14 protein-coding genes are annotated in these 16,894 nt (G+C 68.9%); 3 read left to right on the top strand and 11 right to left on the bottom strand.

Annotation, left to right across the window (positions count from 1 at the left end):
- Nucleotides 1-5: 5 nt before the first annotated feature.
- On the top strand, nucleotides 6-923 hold the full coding sequence (locus D0Z60_RS01860) for a M23 family metallopeptidase (protein WP_118856527.1): 918 nt from the start codon (nucleotides 6-8) through the stop codon (nucleotides 921-923).
- Nucleotides 920-1,330 carry a hypothetical protein gene (locus D0Z60_RS01855; protein ID WP_118856525.1) on the top strand — a complete coding sequence of 137 codons (411 nt, stop codon included), beginning with the start codon at nucleotides 920-922 and terminating at the stop codon, nucleotides 1,328-1,330. The genes D0Z60_RS01860 and D0Z60_RS01855 overlap by 4 nt, the downstream gene beginning before the upstream one ends.
- 145 nt (nucleotides 1,331-1,475) lie before the next feature.
- Here the strand turns inward: D0Z60_RS01855 and D0Z60_RS01850 are convergent, their stop codons facing one another.
- The 4 genes from D0Z60_RS01850 to D0Z60_RS01835 all read right to left on the bottom strand — a co-directional run bounded on the left by D0Z60_RS01850 (nucleotide 1,476) and on the right by D0Z60_RS01835 (nucleotide 8,202).
- Nucleotides 1,476-4,400, bottom strand: coding sequence for a beta strand repeat-containing protein (locus D0Z60_RS01850; RefSeq protein ID WP_118856524.1), 2,925 nt, complete (start codon nucleotides 4,398-4,400; stop codon nucleotides 1,476-1,478).
- A 168-nt stretch (nucleotides 4,401-4,568) separates the two neighbouring features.
- Nucleotides 4,569-5,741, bottom strand: coding sequence for a BaiN/RdsA family NAD(P)/FAD-dependent oxidoreductase (locus tag D0Z60_RS01845; RefSeq protein ID WP_118856522.1), 1,173 nt, complete (start codon nucleotides 5,739-5,741; stop codon nucleotides 4,569-4,571).
- A gap of 136 nt (nucleotides 5,742-5,877) precedes the next feature.
- Nucleotides 5,878-7,710 (bottom strand): translational GTPase TypA, encoded by a 1,833-nt coding sequence (gene typA, locus D0Z60_RS01840; RefSeq protein WP_118856520.1) that lies wholly within the window; start codon nucleotides 7,708-7,710, stop codon nucleotides 5,878-5,880.
- A 78-nt stretch (nucleotides 7,711-7,788) separates the two neighbouring features.
- Complete coding sequence (locus tag D0Z60_RS01835) at nucleotides 7,789-8,202, bottom strand: MarR family winged helix-turn-helix transcriptional regulator (RefSeq protein WP_118856517.1); 414 nt, start codon at nucleotides 8,200-8,202, stop codon at nucleotides 7,789-7,791.
- Nucleotides 8,203-8,257: 55 nt separating this feature from the next.
- Here D0Z60_RS01835 and D0Z60_RS01830 point away from each other — a divergent pair, with 55 nt between their 5' ends.
- Complete coding sequence (locus D0Z60_RS01830) at nucleotides 8,258-9,427, top strand: MFS transporter (protein ID WP_118856515.1); 1,170 nt, start codon at nucleotides 8,258-8,260, stop codon at nucleotides 9,425-9,427.
- Here D0Z60_RS01830 and D0Z60_RS01825 read toward each other — a convergent pair.
- The 7 genes from D0Z60_RS01825 to D0Z60_RS01795 all read right to left on the bottom strand — a co-directional run bounded on the left by D0Z60_RS01825 (nucleotide 9,424) and on the right by D0Z60_RS01795 (nucleotide 16,857).
- Nucleotides 9,424-10,026: a cytochrome b gene (locus tag D0Z60_RS01825; RefSeq protein ID WP_118856513.1), complete on the bottom strand. Its 603-nt coding sequence runs from the start codon at nucleotides 10,024-10,026 to the stop codon at nucleotides 9,424-9,426. The genes D0Z60_RS01830 and D0Z60_RS01825 overlap by 4 nt on opposite strands.
- 59 nt (nucleotides 10,027-10,085) lie before the next feature.
- The gene (locus tag D0Z60_RS01820; RefSeq protein ID WP_118856511.1) at nucleotides 10,086-10,934 is read right to left on the bottom strand and encodes a hypothetical protein; all 849 of its coding nucleotides are present in this window, start codon (nucleotides 10,932-10,934) and stop codon (nucleotides 10,086-10,088) included.
- Nucleotides 10,935-11,021: 87 nt separating this feature from the next.
- Nucleotides 11,022-11,996 (bottom strand): DUF2268 domain-containing putative Zn-dependent protease, encoded by a 975-nt coding sequence (locus D0Z60_RS01815; RefSeq protein ID WP_118856510.1) that lies wholly within the window; start codon nucleotides 11,994-11,996, stop codon nucleotides 11,022-11,024.
- Nucleotides 11,997-12,018: 22 nt separating this feature from the next.
- Entirely contained in the window at nucleotides 12,019-14,085 is a 2,067-nt protein-coding gene (locus D0Z60_RS01810) for a 3-hydroxyacyl-CoA dehydrogenase NAD-binding domain-containing protein (RefSeq protein WP_118856509.1), read from the bottom strand.
- A complete protein-coding gene (locus D0Z60_RS01805; RefSeq protein WP_118856506.1) occupies nucleotides 14,082-14,837 on the bottom strand; it encodes an SDR family NAD(P)-dependent oxidoreductase in 756 nt (251 codons plus the stop codon). Before D0Z60_RS01805 ends, D0Z60_RS01810 begins: the two co-directional genes overlap by 4 nt.
- Nucleotides 14,834-15,613, bottom strand: a complete 780-nt coding sequence (locus D0Z60_RS01800) for an SDR family NAD(P)-dependent oxidoreductase (RefSeq protein ID WP_118856504.1) — start codon at nucleotides 15,611-15,613, stop codon at nucleotides 14,834-14,836. Before D0Z60_RS01800 ends, D0Z60_RS01805 begins: the two co-directional genes overlap by 4 nt.
- Nucleotides 15,610-16,857: an acyl-CoA dehydrogenase family protein gene (locus D0Z60_RS01795; protein ID WP_118856502.1), complete on the bottom strand. Its 1,248-nt coding sequence runs from the start codon at nucleotides 16,855-16,857 to the stop codon at nucleotides 15,610-15,612. Before D0Z60_RS01795 ends, D0Z60_RS01800 begins: the two co-directional genes overlap by 4 nt.
- Between the last annotated feature and the right edge of the window lie 37 nt (nucleotides 16,858-16,894).

The raw sequence follows: 16,894 nt of genomic DNA, 5'->3' as shown, positions 1-16,894 counted from the left end.
CGACCATGATCTTCCTGATCCTTCAAGCTGTTCTGCCGCTCATACTGATTGCGCTATTGATCTGGCGGCCGGGCGGGCGGGTGCGCGTGATTATCGGCGCCGTCGCGGTCGGCGCATATCTTGCCGCGATCCAGCTGGCGGGATTGTGGCTCGACGTGCCGTGGTGGACGGCGTGGCTGTGGTGGGCCCTGCTTGCCGCGGCACTGGTGGCCGCAGTCCGCCGGAGCAGCCCGCCGGAGGGCCGTGGCCGCTGGCTTGCACTGGCAGGCTGGAGTCTGCTGGCGCTCGGCTCCGGCTGGCTGGCGGTCACTGCCTTGCTCGGGCGACGACCGCCACCCGCTCCGCCTGTCGCCTTGGCCAATCCCTTGCCCGCAGGAAACGTGATGGTCGTCAATGGCGGCAGCCGCGAGCTGATCAACGCGCACCTCGAGACGCTGCACCCCAGGACGGCGCGGCAGGCTGCCCACCGCGGGCAGAGCTATGGCGTCGACCTGGTGCGCCTGTTCCCGAGCGGACGCCATGTGCGCGGCTGGCAGCCGAGCGATCCAGCGCGCTACGCGATCTGGGGCACGCCGGTGCTCGCGCCGTGCGCGGGCGAGGTCGTCGCCCGGCTCGACGGACGGCCCGACATGCCGGTGCCGCGCACCGACCCCGCGGTGATGGGCGGCAACCACGTCATCCTGCGGTGCGGCACGGCGCTGGTTGTCCTCGCCCATCTGCGCCGCGGGAGTGTGGCCGTCGCCGTCGCACAACGCGTGCGCACCGGCGAGCGCGTGGGCGAGGTCGGCAACAGCGGCAACAGCGATCTGCCGCACCTCCACGTGCACGCCCAGCGGCCCGGACCACCAGGCGCGCCGTGGGCCGGCGATCCGCTGCCGATCACTATCGACGGGCGCTATGCGGCGCGCGGAGACTGGTTGTGAGCGCGGCGCTGCGGGCCGGTGCGGCTTACTTCGTCGCGGCGTTCGCGCTCGGTTCCGTGCTGGGGACGGTGCGGGTGGTGCTACTCGAGCAAGCGTTTGGCCCGTGGACGGCGGTGGCGATCGAACTGCCGGTGATGCTCGCGGCGTCGTGGTGGCTGTGCGGTTGGGCGATCCGGCGCTGGCGAGTGCCGTGGGGGGCGAGCCCGCGCGCGGCGATGGGCGCGCTCGCCTTCGCGCTGCTGATCGCCGCGGAGATCGCGCTGGGCATCGGCCTGTTCGGGCGCAGCCTGGGCGAGCAGATCGGCGAGATGACGGCCGGCACGGGCCTCGCCGGCCTCATCTCGCAACTGGCGTTCGCGCTGTTCCCGCTGGTCCGGCACCGAGACAAGACGGATACGCCCGGATAGCTCCTACTTCGCAAGGCCGTCACTCAATCGTCCGTGACGTCGCCCGTGCCGGGCTGTCCGGCGGGCGTCCGGCCCTTGGCGCTTGCTCAGCAGAAGGCCGCCGGCGCTTGCGCGCCGACGGCCCTGTTGCTTGTCCGGCTTGGGTTTAGAACCGGATTCCGGCGCGGATGCCGGCGCCGCGGGTGTCGCCGAGGTCGACCCAGCCGGCAACATTCATGCCGTAGGTGCCCTTGCCGCCGGCAAGACCGCCCTCGAGCCGGGCCCAGGTGCCCTTGCCGGTCGACGACAGGCTGTCCGAGAACGCGCCCTGAGTGATGGTGACGTCACCGTCGCCGCTGAACTCATGGTAGACGGCACCGCTCAGATACGGGTTGTACAGCCCGCCGAAGTTGCCGCGCACGCCGAGCCGGCCGCGGGTCGAGGTCATGTCGTCGAAGTCGTAGTCGAAGCCGAACGCCGACACCCCGTCCATGTCGCTCCACACGTGGCTGAGGCCAGCGTAGATGTCGATCGACGGCACCACTCCGACCGGCAGGCGGTAGCCGATCGAGCCGTCGACGCCGGTGCTCGAGGCATCGCCGTCATTGCCGTCGAACAGGCCATCGAAGCTCATGTCGTAGCTGTCGTGCTTGAACAGCGCCTCGGCATGGAAGCCGGTCAGCGCGCCGTAACGGCCGTAAAGACCGATGTTCCAGCCGTCGGCATTGAACTCGCCGTCGCCATTGGCCTGGGCGTTGGCATAGCCGCCGGTCAGCCCGACCTCGGCCACGCCGAAGCCGTAGCCGACTCCGCCCTGGAAACCGTAACGGTCGATCTCGATGTTGTTGTCGGCGTCATACTGCACACCGTTGACGACCTGGTTGTTGGTCATGCCGGTGCGGCGCTGGCTGCCATAGGCCTGGGCCCAGACGCTCAGCCCGAGCTTGGCGGTCGGAGCAAGCGTGTGGGCGAACACCTCGTCGGCGCTCTGGTACCACATCTCGCGCACCAGGCCGGTCGCGGCGAGCGGAACGAACGCCGTCTCCGGATCGAGCAGGGTGACGAGGAAGTAGTCGTTGCCGATCTGGGCGACGTCGAAGTTGATCAGCGGGTTGGCAATCTCCTCGCCGATCGCGAACGCGCCGCTGCTGGCGCCGGTCGCATCGACCACCAGGATGCCGTCCGGATCGAACACGCCGAGGCCGACGGTGTTGACGTCGATCAGCGTCTGGCCGGTCGGCGCGCCGACGATCACCAGCGTGTCGGCCGTCGTTCCCGACACGTCGACCTGAAGCCGCGAACCGTTACCGCCGACATAGTTCGAGTTGACCGTCAGCGTGTCGCCGATGGCACCGTCGCTAAGGTCGATCGTGCCGTTGTTGGCGAAGCTGGTCTGGCCGGTGATCGTGGTCGCACCCTCATCGGCGATGACGATGCCGGTCGCGGTGTTGGTCAGAACGCCCGCCGGAACCGTGAAGGTCCCCGCCGCAAGATCGATCGTGCCCGAGTTGGTCAGGCTGGTGAAGCCCGCGATCGTCGCCGCTCCCGCAGTGTCGATGAAGCTTCCCGGACCGTTGACGAACGCAATCGCCGGACCGGTCAGCGTGGTCGCCGCCGAAAAGTTGATCCGACCCGTCTGGGTGAAGGTCTCAAGGTTGGCGAAGGTGGTGTTGCCGAGGATGTTGATCACGCCGCCGGTGAGGTTGGCCAACGTGTCGGCGCCGGCGCCGAAGTCGGTCGTTCCCTGCGTGTTGAACACCGCCCGGTTGGTCAGCGAGTCAGCCCCCGCACCGAGGGTCAGGCGGCCATTGAGGATCGCCGCCGAGTTGCTTGCCGAACCGTTGGTGAGAGTGACCGCGCCGGTGGCGGGGCCGAGCACTGCCAGTCCGGTCGCCGCCGCGCCGATCCGCCCGAGATTGGTAATCGTGGTCGCACCGTTGTTGACCAGCTCGATCGATTGGGTCGCGCCGGTGACGATGCCGGCGGTGCCGATGTTGATCACGCGCGCGCCGTCGCTCAAGGCGCGAACGCCGCTGTTGGTGGTGCCCGTGACCGTGCCGTTGACGATCACCGTTTGAGTCCCCGGGGTCGCGCCGAGGCTGACCGCCTGGATGCCGAACGACCCGCCGGTCGCACCGCCAGCGCCGACGGTGACGTTCAACACGCCGCCATTGGTGCTTCCCACGATGCCGTCGAAGCCGCCGCTGACGAGGCCGGCACCGGTGGTGACGGAGACCGTGCTGGCGCCACTGGCGGTGGCGTCGATACCGCGCCCGGTGGGCGCCGAGCCGGAGACCGCGCCGGCGCCGGTCACGATGGTGATGTTGCCGGTGGTCGTGCTCGCCTCGATGCCATCGCTGAGGCCGCTGACCGCCCCGGCCCCGGTAGTCACGTTGACGGCGCCGGTCGTCGCCGAAGCGTCGATACCGATCCCGGTGGTGGAACTGACCGCGGCGGCACTGTTGATCAGGATTGCGCCGGTGCCCGTCGAGCTAACGTCAATGCCGTCACCGTTGATCGCCGCGATCGTCCGGCCGGCGGTAGTGGTAACGGTGCTCAGCCCGCTACTTCCGCTATTGAGGAGGATGGCCGTGCCGTTGTCGGCGCGGACATTGCCGCCGACGTTGGCGGTGGAGGTGCCCGTCGTGGAGAAATTCTGGATCTCGAGCCCGTTGCCGTTGCCGAGGTTCTCAATGTTGCCGGGACCCTGATAGAGTCCGCTGCCGGCCGCGTCATAGAAGTCGATGTACATCGCGGCGCCCGACGGCGAGACGGCGGGGGTGTTGCCGGCATTGACGCGGATCGTGCCATTGTTGGTGACCGTCAGAAGGCCGGGCGCGAAAGTGCCGATGGCGAGGCCGAAGTTATCGACCAGCGCTCCGCTGCTGACGGTGAGGTCGGTCCACACGCCGGGCGGGTAGCCGCGGTCGTTGGGAACGTTGCTCGAATAGCCGGTGTTCGAGGTCGTGGTGTTGCCGCACACGATCGAAGCGCCGGTCACAACGCACGCGGCCTGGGCCGGAGCGGAAACCGCGAGAATGGCGCCGGTGAAGGCGGTCGTGAGAAGTGCCGCGCGAGTGCCGTTGGTCATGAGTGATGCCTTCCATTGGCCGGCCCCCCTGCGGGCCGGTTCGAACGCAAAGGCACCCGCCAAGACTGGGGAGCCGCTGCCACATTTGAAGCGCCCGCGGGGTCGTTTGGCAAGCGTAACGGCAGCTCTGGGTGTGGAAATCGCGACCACTGTGGCGCGCCCGTCACGCTACAGCGCGCCCGCCGCTGCCGCCGCGCTGACCCAGGCCCACTGGAAATTGTAGCCGCCGAGCCAGCCGGTGACGTCGACCGCCTCGCCGATGGCGTGGAGGCCGGGGACCTTGCGCGCTTCCATCGTCTGGGAGGAAAGCTCCGCGGTGCTGATCCCGCCGACCGTGACCTCCGCCTTGGCGAAGCCCTCGCTGCCATTCGGGCGGAAGGTCCAGGCGGCGAGGCGGCGCTCGGCACTATCGAGCGCCCGGTCGGGCTGGTTGGCGAGCTCGGCGCTGAGGTCGAGCTGGGCGGCGAGGGTGTCGGCGAGGCGCTCGGGGAGGTGGCGGGCGAGCAGGCGGCGGACGGTCGAGCGCGGCTCGGCGCGCTTGGCCGCAATGAGCCAGCCGGGCGCGAGATCGGGCAGGAAGTTGACCGTCACCTCCTCGCCATTGCGCCAGTAAGACGAGGCCTGGAGGATCGCCGGGCCGGAGAGGCCGCGGTGGGTGAACAACGCCGCCTCGCGGAACGCCGGGCCGGTGCGGGCCGAGGCGGCGACCGGGGCGGCGACTCCGCTGAGGCTGGTGAACAGCGCCTCGCCGCCGGCGAGGGTCAGCGGGACGAGCGCCGGGCGCGGCTCGACAATCTTGAGGCCGAAGCGGCGCGCGGTGTCGTAGGCGAAGCCGGTCGCGCCCAATTTGGGAATCGACAGGCCGCCGGTGGCGAGCACCAGCCGCGGCGCGCTGGCCGTGCCGGCGTGGAAGCGACCGTCGCGGTGCGCGATGTCGACCGCGGCGCCGAACGCGGTGGTGACCCCGCCGGCGGCGCATTCGTCGAGCAGCATGGCGACGATCTGCCGCGCCGAGCCGTCGCAGAACAATTGGCCGAGGGTCTTTTCGTGCCAGGCGATGCGATGCTTGTCGACCAAGGCGAGGAAGTCGGCAGGGGTGTAGCGGGCCAGCGCCGAGCGCGCGAAATGCGGGTTGGCGGAAAGGAAATTGTCGGGCCCGGCGCCGATGTTGGTGAAATTGCACCGGCCGCCGCCGGAGATGAGAATCTTGCGGCCGGGCTCGGGCGAATGGTCGACCAGCAGGATGCGGCGGCCGCGCTGGCCGGCGAGCGCGGCGCACAGAAGGCCGGCCGCGCCGGCGCCGACGATGATGGCGTCGTAGTCAGGGGGAGTGATGCTCATGCCGAGGTCGTCACGGGAGTAAATCCCGTGACGTCAGTCCTGTCCGCTAGCGCGGCAGGCTGGCCGGCGCGCCCCGTCTCTCGACGGAACGACGCTCGCTTCGCTCCGCTTACGTTCCGCTCGGCGGGGCGGCGGCTTATGCCGCCTCAAGTTTGCGCGACTCGCGCTTGCGTTCGTGCGGATCCAGGAAGCGCTTGCGGATGCGGATCGCCTTGGGGGTGACTTCGACCAGCTCGTCGTCCTGGATGTAGGCGATCGCCTGCTCGAGGCTCATCCGGCGCGGGGGGATGAGGCGGATGCCTTCGTCCTTGGGGCCCGAGGCGCGGAAGTTGGTGAGCTGCTTGGACTTCAGCGGGTTGACCTCGAGGTCCTGCGGCTTGGCGTTCTCGCCGATCACCATGCCCTCGTAGAGCATCTCGCCGGGCGAGATGAACAGCACGCCGCGATCCTCGAGCGCGCTCAGCGCGTAGGCGACGGCGGCGCCCTTCTCCATCGAGATGAGGACGCCGTTCTGGCGGCCCTCGATCTTGCCCTTATAGGGGCCGTATCTCTCGAACAGGCGGTTCATGATGCCGGTGCCGCGGGTGTCGGACAGGAACTCGCCGTGATAGCCGATGAGGCCGCGCGACGGAGCCGAGAAGGTCAGCCGGGTCTTGCCGCCGCCGCTGGGGCGCATGTCGGTCATCTCGGCCTTGCGCATCGCCATCTTGTCGATGACCGTGCCGGAGAATTCGTCGTCGACGTCGACCACGACCGTTTCGTAGGGTTCTTCGCGGCCGTCGGGGCCGTCGCGGTAGAGTACGCGCGGGCGCGAAATGCCGAGCTCGAAGCCCTCGCGGCGAAGCGTCTCGATCAGCACGCCGAGCTGGAGCTCGCCGCGCCCGGCGACCTCATAGGCGTCGCCGCCGGCGGTCTCGGTGACCCGGATCGCGACATTGCCCTCGGCCTCGCGCAGCAGGCGGTCGCGGATGACCCGGCTCTGCACCTTGTCGCCGTCCTTGCCGGCGAACGGCGAATCGTTGACCGCGAAGGTCATGCTGAGCGTCGGCGGATCGATCTCGCGCGCCGGCAGCGGGGTGGCGATGGCGGGCGTGCCGATGGTATTGGAGACGGTCGCCTTCATCAGCCCGGCGAGCGCGATGATGTCGCCCGCCTCGGCGGTCTCGACCGCGACCCGCTCGAGCCCGCGGAAGGCGAAGATTTTGGTCGCTCGGCCGTCCTCGACGATGTTGCCGTTGACGTCCATCGCGCGAATGGGATCGTTGACGTTGATCGTGCCGCTCTCGATCCGGCCGGTCAGGATTCGGCCGAGGAACGGATCGCGGTCGAGCAGGGTGGCGAGCATCTTGAACTCGCCGTCGGTCGGCAGGCCGGGCGCGGGCACGTGGCTGACGATGGTCTCGAACAACGGCGTAAGGTCGCCGTCGCGGACGCTGTCGTCCTTGCCCGCATAGCCGGCGCGGCCCGAGGCGTAGAGCGTCGGGAAGTCGAGCTGCTCGTCATTGGCCTCGAGGTTGAGGAACAGTTCGAACACCTCGTCCAGCACTTCGGCGGCGCGGGCGTCGGGGCGGTCGATCTTGTTGACGACGACGATCGGCTTGAGGCCAAGGCCGAGCGCCTTGCCGGTGACGAACTTGGTCTGCGGCATCGGCCCTTCGGCGGCGTCGACCAGCAGGATCACCCCGTCGACCATCGACAGGATACGCTCGACCTCGGCGCCGAAATCGGCGTGGCCGGGGGTGTCGACGATGTTGATGTGGGTGGTCTCGCTGTCATGTTCCCACTCGACCGAGGTGCATTTGGCGAGGATGGTGATCCCGCGCTCTTTCTCGAGGTCGTTGGAGTCCATCGCCCGCTCCTCGACCCGCTGGTTGTCGCGGAAGGTGCCGGATTGGCGGAACAGTTGGTCGACGAGCGTGGTCTTGCCGTGGTCGACGTGGGCGATGATCGCCACGTTGCGGGAGGTCATTATCGATGTCCGTAAGAAGTGAGGCGCGCCCCTAGCGCAATTGCTGCATTGCGGCAATGGCGCGGCGGCGCGAACTTGCTAGCGCGGCAGGCGCTCGAGGATTTCGAAAGCACGCTCGAGGGCGCGCAGTTCGCTCTGGGCGAGGCGGGTCAGGCGCGCTTCGAGGCCGCGCTCGGCGGCCGGCGGGCGTTCGAGGAATTGCTGGCCGGCCTCGGCGAGGCGAAGCGCGAGGCGGCGGCGATTGGCGGGATCGGGAGCGCGGTCGACCATCCCGGCGCGGACCAGCGAATCGATCGCTCGGCTGACCGCGGGCTCGCCGCGTCCGACCGCTGCGGCGACCGACTTGAGCGTCGCTGGAGCATGGTTGCGCACCGCCTCGAGCAAGTCGCGCTGCTGGCGCGTCGTGCGGGCCGAGGCGGTGTCGCCGCCGAGCCGCTCGACGAGGAGCGCGAAGCGTTCGGCGAGACGGGTCGGGGATCCGGACGAGAGCATTGCTTCACACTATCAAACATTTTCCCGTTGGCAACTTTGCCTGTAGGCAAGGGTGATGCGCCCCGCCCGCCCCCGCCTGCCCCGGACCGTGTGGGTGCTCGGCTTTGTCAGCCTGCTGATGGACCTGTCGAGCGAAATCTACCACGCGCTGCTGCCGGCGTTCCTGACCGTGACGCTCGGCCTGCCGGCGGTGGCAATGGGCGCGATCGACGGGGTGGCCGAGGCGACCGCGAGCATGGCCAAGCTGGTCAGCGGGCGGCTGAGCGACCGGCAGCGCCGGCGCAAGCCGTGGATCCTGCTCGGCTATGGGCTGGCCGCTCTGTCCAAGCCGCTGTTCCCGCTGGCGGCGAGCGCGCTACCGGTGATGGGCGCGCGATTCGTCGACCGGGTCGGCAAGGGCATCCGCGTGGCGCCGCGCGACGCGATGATCGCTGACGAGACCCCGAGCGAACTGCGCGGTCGGGCGTTCGGCCTGCGGCAATCGCTCGACACGGTCGGAGCGTTCCTGGCGCCGCTGGTGGCGATCGGACTGATGGCGTGGCTGGCGGGCGACATCCGAGCGGTGTTCTGGATCGCCGCCATCCCTGCCGCGCTGTCGTTCCTGGTCGCCTGGCTCGTGCTGCGCGAGAGCCGGGCCCATGCCGAGACCGGGAGCGCGGTCGCCTTCGCCGGCTTCCGCGACATCACCCCCGCGACCCGCCGGCTGATCCTGGTCGGCTTCCTGTTCACTCTCGCGCGGTTCAGCGAGGGTTTCCTGATCCTGCGCGCGCTCGACATCGGCGTGTCGGCGACATTGAGCCCGCTGGTGCTGGTGGTGTTCAACCTCGCCTTCGGGGCGCTGGCCTACCCGGCCGGAGCGCTCGGCGATCGGCTCGGGGCGCGGCCGATCCTGCTCGGCGGGATCGTGCTGCTAGTTGCCGCAAACCTAGTCCTGGCGCAGCCGCTGGGCATTGCCGGACTTATCGTCGGAACGCTGCTGTGGGGCGCGCACATGGCGCTGACCCAGGGACAGTTCGCGCGGATGATCGCCGACGCCGCGCCAGAGCGATTGCGTGCCACCAGCTTCGGCGCGTTTCATTTCGCGAGCGGCATCGCGACCCTCGTCGCCAGCGTAGCCGCCGGCCTGATCTGGGACATGCACGGCGCTCCGGCGACGTTCGTCGCCGCGGCGGGAATGGCCGCGGTCGCCGGTGTCTTGCTGCTGGTGGTGCGGACCGGTCGCTAGGCGTCGGCCGGCGGGCCGGCGGGCCGGGTCTGACGGAACGGCGGCATCCGGCTGGCGACCGGGCCGCGATCCATGAACTGGTTCTTGAGCGCGGCGCCGACGTGCAGCACGACCAGCGCGATGGTCGTGTAGACCAGCCACTCGTGGGCGTCGCCGAAGCCGTTTTCCTTGGGGATGCCGGGGATCGCCGGGATGGCGAAGCCGCCGAGCAGCTTGACCGTGCCGTCGGCTGCGCGGCCCGATACGGCGGCGAGGCCGGTCAGTGGGAGCGCGAACAGCAGGACGTAGAAGATGCGGTGGTTCCAGACTGCAAGCGCACGTTCCCAGCGCGGGAAATCCTGCGGGTAAGGCGGCGGCGGGTTGGTGAAGCGGACGACCAGGCGGACCACGGCGAGCAGCAGGATGACCGCGCCGAGCGTCTTGTGCCAATCGAACAACAGGCTTCGTTCGGGGCTTCCGCGCGGATAATCGCCGAAGGTAAAGCCGATCCAGATCTGGGCGACCACCACCGCCGCGGTGAGCCAGTGGATGGCGACGACGATCGCGCGGTAGCGGATCGCGTTCGGCCCGCTGTTCTCGGTCACCATATAGTCGCTCATTGCACAGCTCCTCGCCTCAGAGTGTGGCGGAAGATGCGCGGCGAAAGCAAGCCGGCCGATCAGGCCATCGGCTTGACCGTGACGGCCAGGTGCGGGTCGAAGCCGAGCCCGTGGTCACGGCGCCGCGGCAAGCGGGTGAGGTAGAGGTTCCAGCGACCCTTGGGCTGGGCGGCGGTGCGGCCAATCGCGAGACGCGCGGCATCGGCGACCTCGCTGCGCAGCATCTGGCCGACCAGCCGGTGGAAGCGCGCATTGTCGGACGGATCGACGAGCTCGAGCGCGAGTCCGGTGAGGCGGAGTGGGCCGTCATCGGCGAGCAGCGGCTCGGCGGCGGGAGTCAGCGCGGCGATGCAGCCGAGGCGGTCAAGCAGGATGGTCGCGCCGTGAAGCGCCTCCATGTCGCCGACCATCAATTCGGCGGCCTCCCCGTCGAGCGCGATCTGCATGCGCACGGCGCGCGCCATGTGGAGCCGGAGATCGGCAAACACCGCCAGGGTGTCGGCATGACATGGTCCGTCGCGGCGGCCGCGATGGACCGCAATGCCGATCATCGAATGCCGATCGAACAGCAGGGCCGACTGGCAGCCGAACGGGATGTCCATGTCGCTGGCGACATCGTCATACAAAGCGGTGTCGTGGTGATGACGATAAGCGGCGTAGTCCGCCTCATGCTGGATCGCCATCGCTACGGTCGCCGAGCCGATCCGCCAGTTGCACGGGCCGTACAAGTCCGGGCAATCGATATGATGGCGATAGGCCGCGGGCGGGCCGACGAACACGTTGAGCGGGAGCAGCAGCGGACCGCCAATGCCGAGCAGCTGGGCGGAATGGCTGCGGGTCGCGTCGGCGATCGACTGGACGGCCCCTTCCCACCCGCGCTCGTCGAACGGCGCGTTGAGGATAGCCAATTCGGACCGACGCAACGCCTTCAAGCCAACGCCCCTGTTACGCCGCGCTTGTCACTCGAAACGCGCAGAACTCCAAGGATTTTCGAGTCAGCGCGCGGGCGCCGGGCGGTAACCGCTGGCGGCGAGGATCGCCTTCGGGTCCGCGACCACGAGCAAGGCGTCGAGCACGGCATAGGGGTCGCGGGCTTTCGCGACATATTGCTCGGCGATCCGCATGCCGACCCAATAGCCGAGTTCGTCGGGCCAGCCGGCGGGCGGGTCGCCGGCGTTGCCGAACCAGCGCCGCGACGCGGCCTGGGCGGCGGCGTTCATCTGGCCGTCGGCGGCGGTGCCGGCCTGGACGATCTTGGCGTCGGACTGGAATTCGCTCCAGATCCATGCCTCCCGCTCGCGCGCCCAGCGGTCGCGCTCGGGGCTTGGCACACCCCCGGTGATCATCATGGTGACGAGGTCGGGGACGCCCTCGGACAGCGCCATGGTCAGCAGCATGTTGGCGATCGCGGCGGGCGAGTCGATGCGCTGGAGCGTATGCACCGTCTCGTGCGCGAAGAACTGGCGCATGCGCTCCTCGAAGGCGGCGCGGGTCGGCGACAGGCGGCAGATCACCTCGAGGCCGATGACCTGCATGCCGTTGCCAGCCGTCCCGCCGCTGTTGTCGCGGCCGACCACGACGGCGATCTTGGGCAGGGGCTTGGCCGGGAACAGGCCCTTGAGGCCGAGATAGGCGGCGCGCAGCTGGGCGTTGGTGCCCGCGACCCACGGCAGGCAGCGCTCGACCGCGTCGCCGTAGAGTTCGGGCTTCTCGGCGATTTTCGCGGCGAGCCGTTCGGCGCTGTTGATCCGGCCCGGTGTGAAGACCGCGATCGCCGGCCCGCCGTTGGCGAGATAGTCGGACTGGAGCTGTGCTGCGGTCGGCTTGCCGCCGGTCTTGCGCCACAGCGCCGCGAACCGGTCCGCCGCGCTCGAATCGACGCGCGCGGTCAGCGGGTCGATCGGCGGCTGCTGGGTAGCGGCCGGGGCGGCGAGCGCCAGCGCCGCCAGCATGACAATCACCAAGCGCATCGCCTGCCCCCCTTAGTCGCTCCTAGCGCCCGGCGATTTTCTCGCCTTTGGCAGCCTTGTCTACCAGCAAGTTCGAGAAGGAGAAGTCGCTACCCATGCGCTCCTCCTGCGCCTTGAGGCCGTCGACGATTTTCTGCAGCCCCTCGCTGTCGGCCCAGAACATCGGGCCGCCGCGATAGACCGGCCAGCCGTAGCCGTAGACCCACACCACATCGATGTCGGACGCGCGCTGGGCCATGCCTTCCTCGAGGATTTTCGCGCCCTCGTTGACCATCGTGTAGAGCGTGCGCTGAACGATCTCCTCGTCGCTGATCTCGCGCCGGGTGACGCCCTGTTTCGCGGCGAACTCCTCGATGATCGACTGGACCTTGGGGCTCGGGCTCGGGCGGCGCTTGTCGTCATAGTCGTAGAAGCCGGCACCTTTCTTCTGGCCCCAGCGGTCGATCGCGCACAGCGCGTCGCGGACGTTCTCGATGCGGTTGGGATCGCGGTGCCAGCCGATGTCGACCCCGGCGAGGTCGGCCATCTGGAACGGGCCCATCGGCATGCCGAACTCGACATGGACTCGGTCGACCTGTTCGGGCGTGGCGCCCTCGAGCAGCAGCTTGGTCGCCTCGACCTGGCGCGGCATCAGCATGCGGTTGCCGATAAAGCCGTGGCACACGCCGGCGACGACCGCGACCTTGCCGATCTTCTTGGCCAGCGCCATCGCCGTCACCAGCACGTCGTCGGCGGTCTTCGCCCCGCGCACCACCTCGAGCAGCTTCATGACGTTGGCGGGCGAGAAGAAGTGCAGTCCGACCACGTCCTGCGGCCGCTTGGTCGCGGCGGCGATGTCGTCGATGTTGAGGTAGGACGTGTTCGACGCCAGGATCGCGCCCGGCTTCACCGTCGCATCGAGGCGGGCGAAGATGTCCTGCTTGATCTCCATCTGCTCGAACACCGCCTCGATGACGAGGTCGCAGTCGGCCAGCGCGGCAAAGTCGAGCGTCGGGGTGAGCAGGCCCATCGCCTGCTCGACCTGTTCGCCGGTCATCCGGCCCTTGGCGGCGGTCGCCTCGTAATTCTTGCGCATCACGCCGGTGCCGCGGTCGAGCGCCTCCTGCGCGGTCTCGACGATCGTGACGGGAATTCCGGCCGAGAGGAAGTTCATCGAGATTCCGCCGCCCATCGTGCCGGCGCCGATCACCCCGACCTTGCGGATGTCGCGCGGACGGACGTCGTCGGCGACGCCCTCGATCTTCGCCGCCTTGCGCTCGGCGAAGAAGAAATATTGCTGCGCCTTGGCCTGGGTGCCGCTCATCAGCTCCATGAACTTGGTGCGCTCGACGATCACGCCTTCCGCGAACGGCTTACTGACCGCGGCCTCGATGCACTGGATGTTGGCCTCGGGCGCCTCGAAGCCGCGGAACTTGCGGGCATTGGCCTTGCGATAGTCGTCGAACAGGCCGGGGTTGGCGCGCGCCTCAGCCAACTTGTCGTCGCGCTCGGACGATTTGGGGAGCGGGCGGATGTCCTTGACCTCGTCGGCGTAGGCGACGGCGTGGGGGATGAGGTCGCCCTCGATCAGCCGGTCGACGAGGCCGCAATCGTGCGCCGCCTTGGCCGAGATCATCTTGCCGGTGGTCGCCATTTCCAGCGCGCGCTCGACCCCGGCGACCCGCGGCAGGCGCTGGGTCCCGCCGGCGCCGGGCAGCAGGCCGAGTTTGACCTCGGGCACGCCGAGCTTGGCCGAGGGGACGGCGACCCGGTAATGACAGCCGAGCGCGATCTCGAGCCCGCCGCCCAATGCGGTACCGTGGATCGCGGCGACTACCGGTTTGGAGCAATTCTCGATCGTGTCGACCACGGTCGGGAGCCACGGCATGACCGGCGGCTTGCCGAACTCGGTGATGTCGGCGCCGGCGAAGAAGGTCTGGCCTTCGCAGGCGATGACCACCGCCTTGACGCTGTCATCGCCCTCCGCCTGCTCGATCGCCGCGACCAGCCCCTGGCGGACTGCCGCGCCGAGCGCGTTAACCGGCGGGTTGTTCGACTTGACGATGAGGATGTCGCCGTGGCGGCTGGTGGAAATCGGGCTGTCGCTCATGTGCTGGTTCGTCCGTAGCTTTGATGGTTGAAGGGGTGGCTGGCGCTAAGGCCGCCATCGACGACGATCGCCTGGCCGTTGACGTAGCTGGCCTCGGCGGAGGCGAGGAACAGGGCGGCGGCGGCAATCTCGGCCGGCTCGCCGCCGCGCTTGAGCGGATTGAGTCGGCCGATCTGGCTTTCCTGGCCGCGCTCGCGGGCGCGGGCGTAGATGAAGTCGGTCATGCCGGTCTCGATCAGGCCGGGGCAGATGGCGTTGACCCGGATGTTGGAGCCCGCCAGCTGGGTCGCGGCGACTTTGACCAGGTTGATGACGCCCGCCTTGGATGCCGAATAGGCCGGGCCGCCCGCCCCCGAGCGCAGTCCGGCGACCGAGGCCGTGGCGACGATCGATCCGCCGCCGCGCGCTTTCATCGCCGGCGCGCCATATTTGATCGCCAGGAACGGACCGATCAGATTGACCCGCAGGATCTCCGCCCAATCGGCCGCATCCTGGTCGAACAGGCCGTCGATCCCGCCCGAAATGCCGGCGTTGGCGAACATGATGTCGAGGCCGCCATGACCGGCGACGGTGCGCTCGACGAGATCACGGACCTGCGCTTCGTCGCCCGCGTCGCAGGCGACGTCCGCGCCCTGGAGATCGGCGCCGATGACGGTCGCGCCCTCGCTGCGGAACAAATCGACGCTCGCCGCGCCGATGCCCGAGGCGGCACCGGTGACGATCGCGACCTTGCCGGCGAGGCGGCCGGTCACAGCCCGACCCCGATCGTGCTTCCGCCGTCGACGATCAGTGCCTGGCCGGTCATGAAGGTCGAGGCGCCGCTGGCGAGGTAGACGGCGGCGCCGGCGATCTCGCGCGGCTCGCCGATCCGGCGCAGCGGGGTGTGGCGGGTGACCGCCTTTAGGGTGTCGGGATCCTCCCACAGCGCCCGCGCGAAGTCGGTACGGACGAGGCCGGGCGCGATGCAGTTGACGCGCACTTGGCTGGGCCCGAACTCGGCGGCGAGGTTGCGCGCGAGCTGGAAGTCGGCCGCCTTGGAGACATTGTAGGCGCCGATGGTGGTCGAGCTGGTCAGCCCGCCGATCGAGCTGACGATGACGATCGAGCCGGCCCCGCGCTCGAGCATTTCGGGCGCGGCCATCTGCACCAGCCAGTGGTTCGACAGCACATTGTTGTCGAGTATCTTGCGGAACTGGTCGTCGCTGATCCCGCCCATCGGCCCGTAATAGGGATTGGAGGCGGCGTTGCAGACAAGCACGTCGATCCGGCCGAGCTGGCGGCGAGTTTCGTCGACCAAATGCTGGAGCGCGGCCTTGTCAGAGATGGAGGCGGCGACGGCGATCGCGGTGCCCGCGCCATGCGCGGCATTGAGCGCCGCGGCGACCTCGTCGCACGCGTCCTGCTTGCGGCTCGAGATGACGACCTTCGCGCCATGATCGGCAAGAGCTTCGGCGATCGCCCGCCCGATCCCGCGCGACGAGCCGGTGACGATGGCGACCTTGCCGGTAAGATCGAACAGGGAGGTCACGCCGGCACCGGCGCGTGCTTCGCGTATTCGATCAGGGCGATGGCGCGGTTGTGGACCTCATCGGGGCCGTCGGCGAGGCGGAGCGTGCGGATGCCGGCCCAGCTGTGGGCCAATGGCGTGTCCTGGCTCACCCCGGCGCCGCCGAACGCCTGGATCGCGTCGTCGATGATCTTCAAGGCCATGCGCGGCGCCTTGACCTTGATCATCGCGATCTCGGCCTTGGCCGCCTTGTTGCCTGCCTTGTCCATCAGATCGGCCGCCTTGAGGCACAGCAGGCGCGTGCAGTCGATCTCGATCCGCGCCTCGGCGACCCGCTGCTCCCATACGCTATGCTCGGCGATGGTCTTGCCGAAGGCGGTGCGCGACTGGAGGCGGCGGCACATCAGCTCGAGCGCTTCCTCGGCAGCGCCGATGGTGCGCATGCAATGGTGGATTCGGCCCGGGCCGAGCCGGCCCTGCGCGATCTCGAACCCCCGCCCCTCGCCGAGCAGCAGATTGGCGGCAGGCACGCGCACGTCCTCGAGGCTGATCTCCATGTGGCCGTGCGGCGCGTCGTCATAGCCGTAGACCGAAAGCGCGCGGTGGACGGTGATCCCGGGTGCGTCCATCGGCACCAGGATCATCGATTGCTGGGCGTGCTTGCGCGCTTCACGGTCGGTCTTGCCCATCAGGATGGCGACCTTGCAGCGCGGGTCGCCGGCGCCCGACGACCACCATTTGCGGCCGTTGACGACGTACTCGCCGCCGTCCTTGTCGATGCGGCATTCGATGTTGGTCGCGTCGGAGCTCGCCACCCCCGGCTCGGTCATCAGGAAGGCGCTGCGGATTTCGCCGCGCATCAGTGGGCCAAGCCACTGCTCCTTCTGCTCGCGGGTGCCGTAGCGGTGGAGCACCTCCATATTGCCGGTGTCGGGGGCCGAGCAGTTGAACACTTCGGCCGACCACAGGATTCGCCCCATCTCCTCGGCGCACAGGGCATATTCGAGGTTAGTCAGCTGCTCGCCTTCGAACGCGAAGCTCTCGTCGACATGCTGCAACGCGCCGCCAGGCGGCATGAACAAGTTCCACAGACCGGCAGATTGCGCCCGCGGCTTGAGCTCCTCGATCACCTGCAGCGGCTGCCAGCGGTCGCCGGCTGCGATCTCGCGATGATAGTCGGCGACTCGCGGGCGGACGTGCGCGGCGATGAACTCCCTGACCCGGTCGCGGAAGAAAGCCTGCCGTTCCGTAAGGTCAAAATCCACGCGGCGCTCCCTGGCTTGCGCTTCGCATCACTCTCGC

This window comes from Sphingomonas mesophila, assembly GCF_003499275.1.
GTDB lineage: Bacteria > Pseudomonadota > Alphaproteobacteria > Sphingomonadales > Sphingomonadaceae > Sphingomicrobium > Sphingomicrobium mesophilum.
The sequence above is the reverse complement of the archived record's forward strand: the minus strand, read 5'-3'. Positions and strand labels throughout refer to the sequence as shown.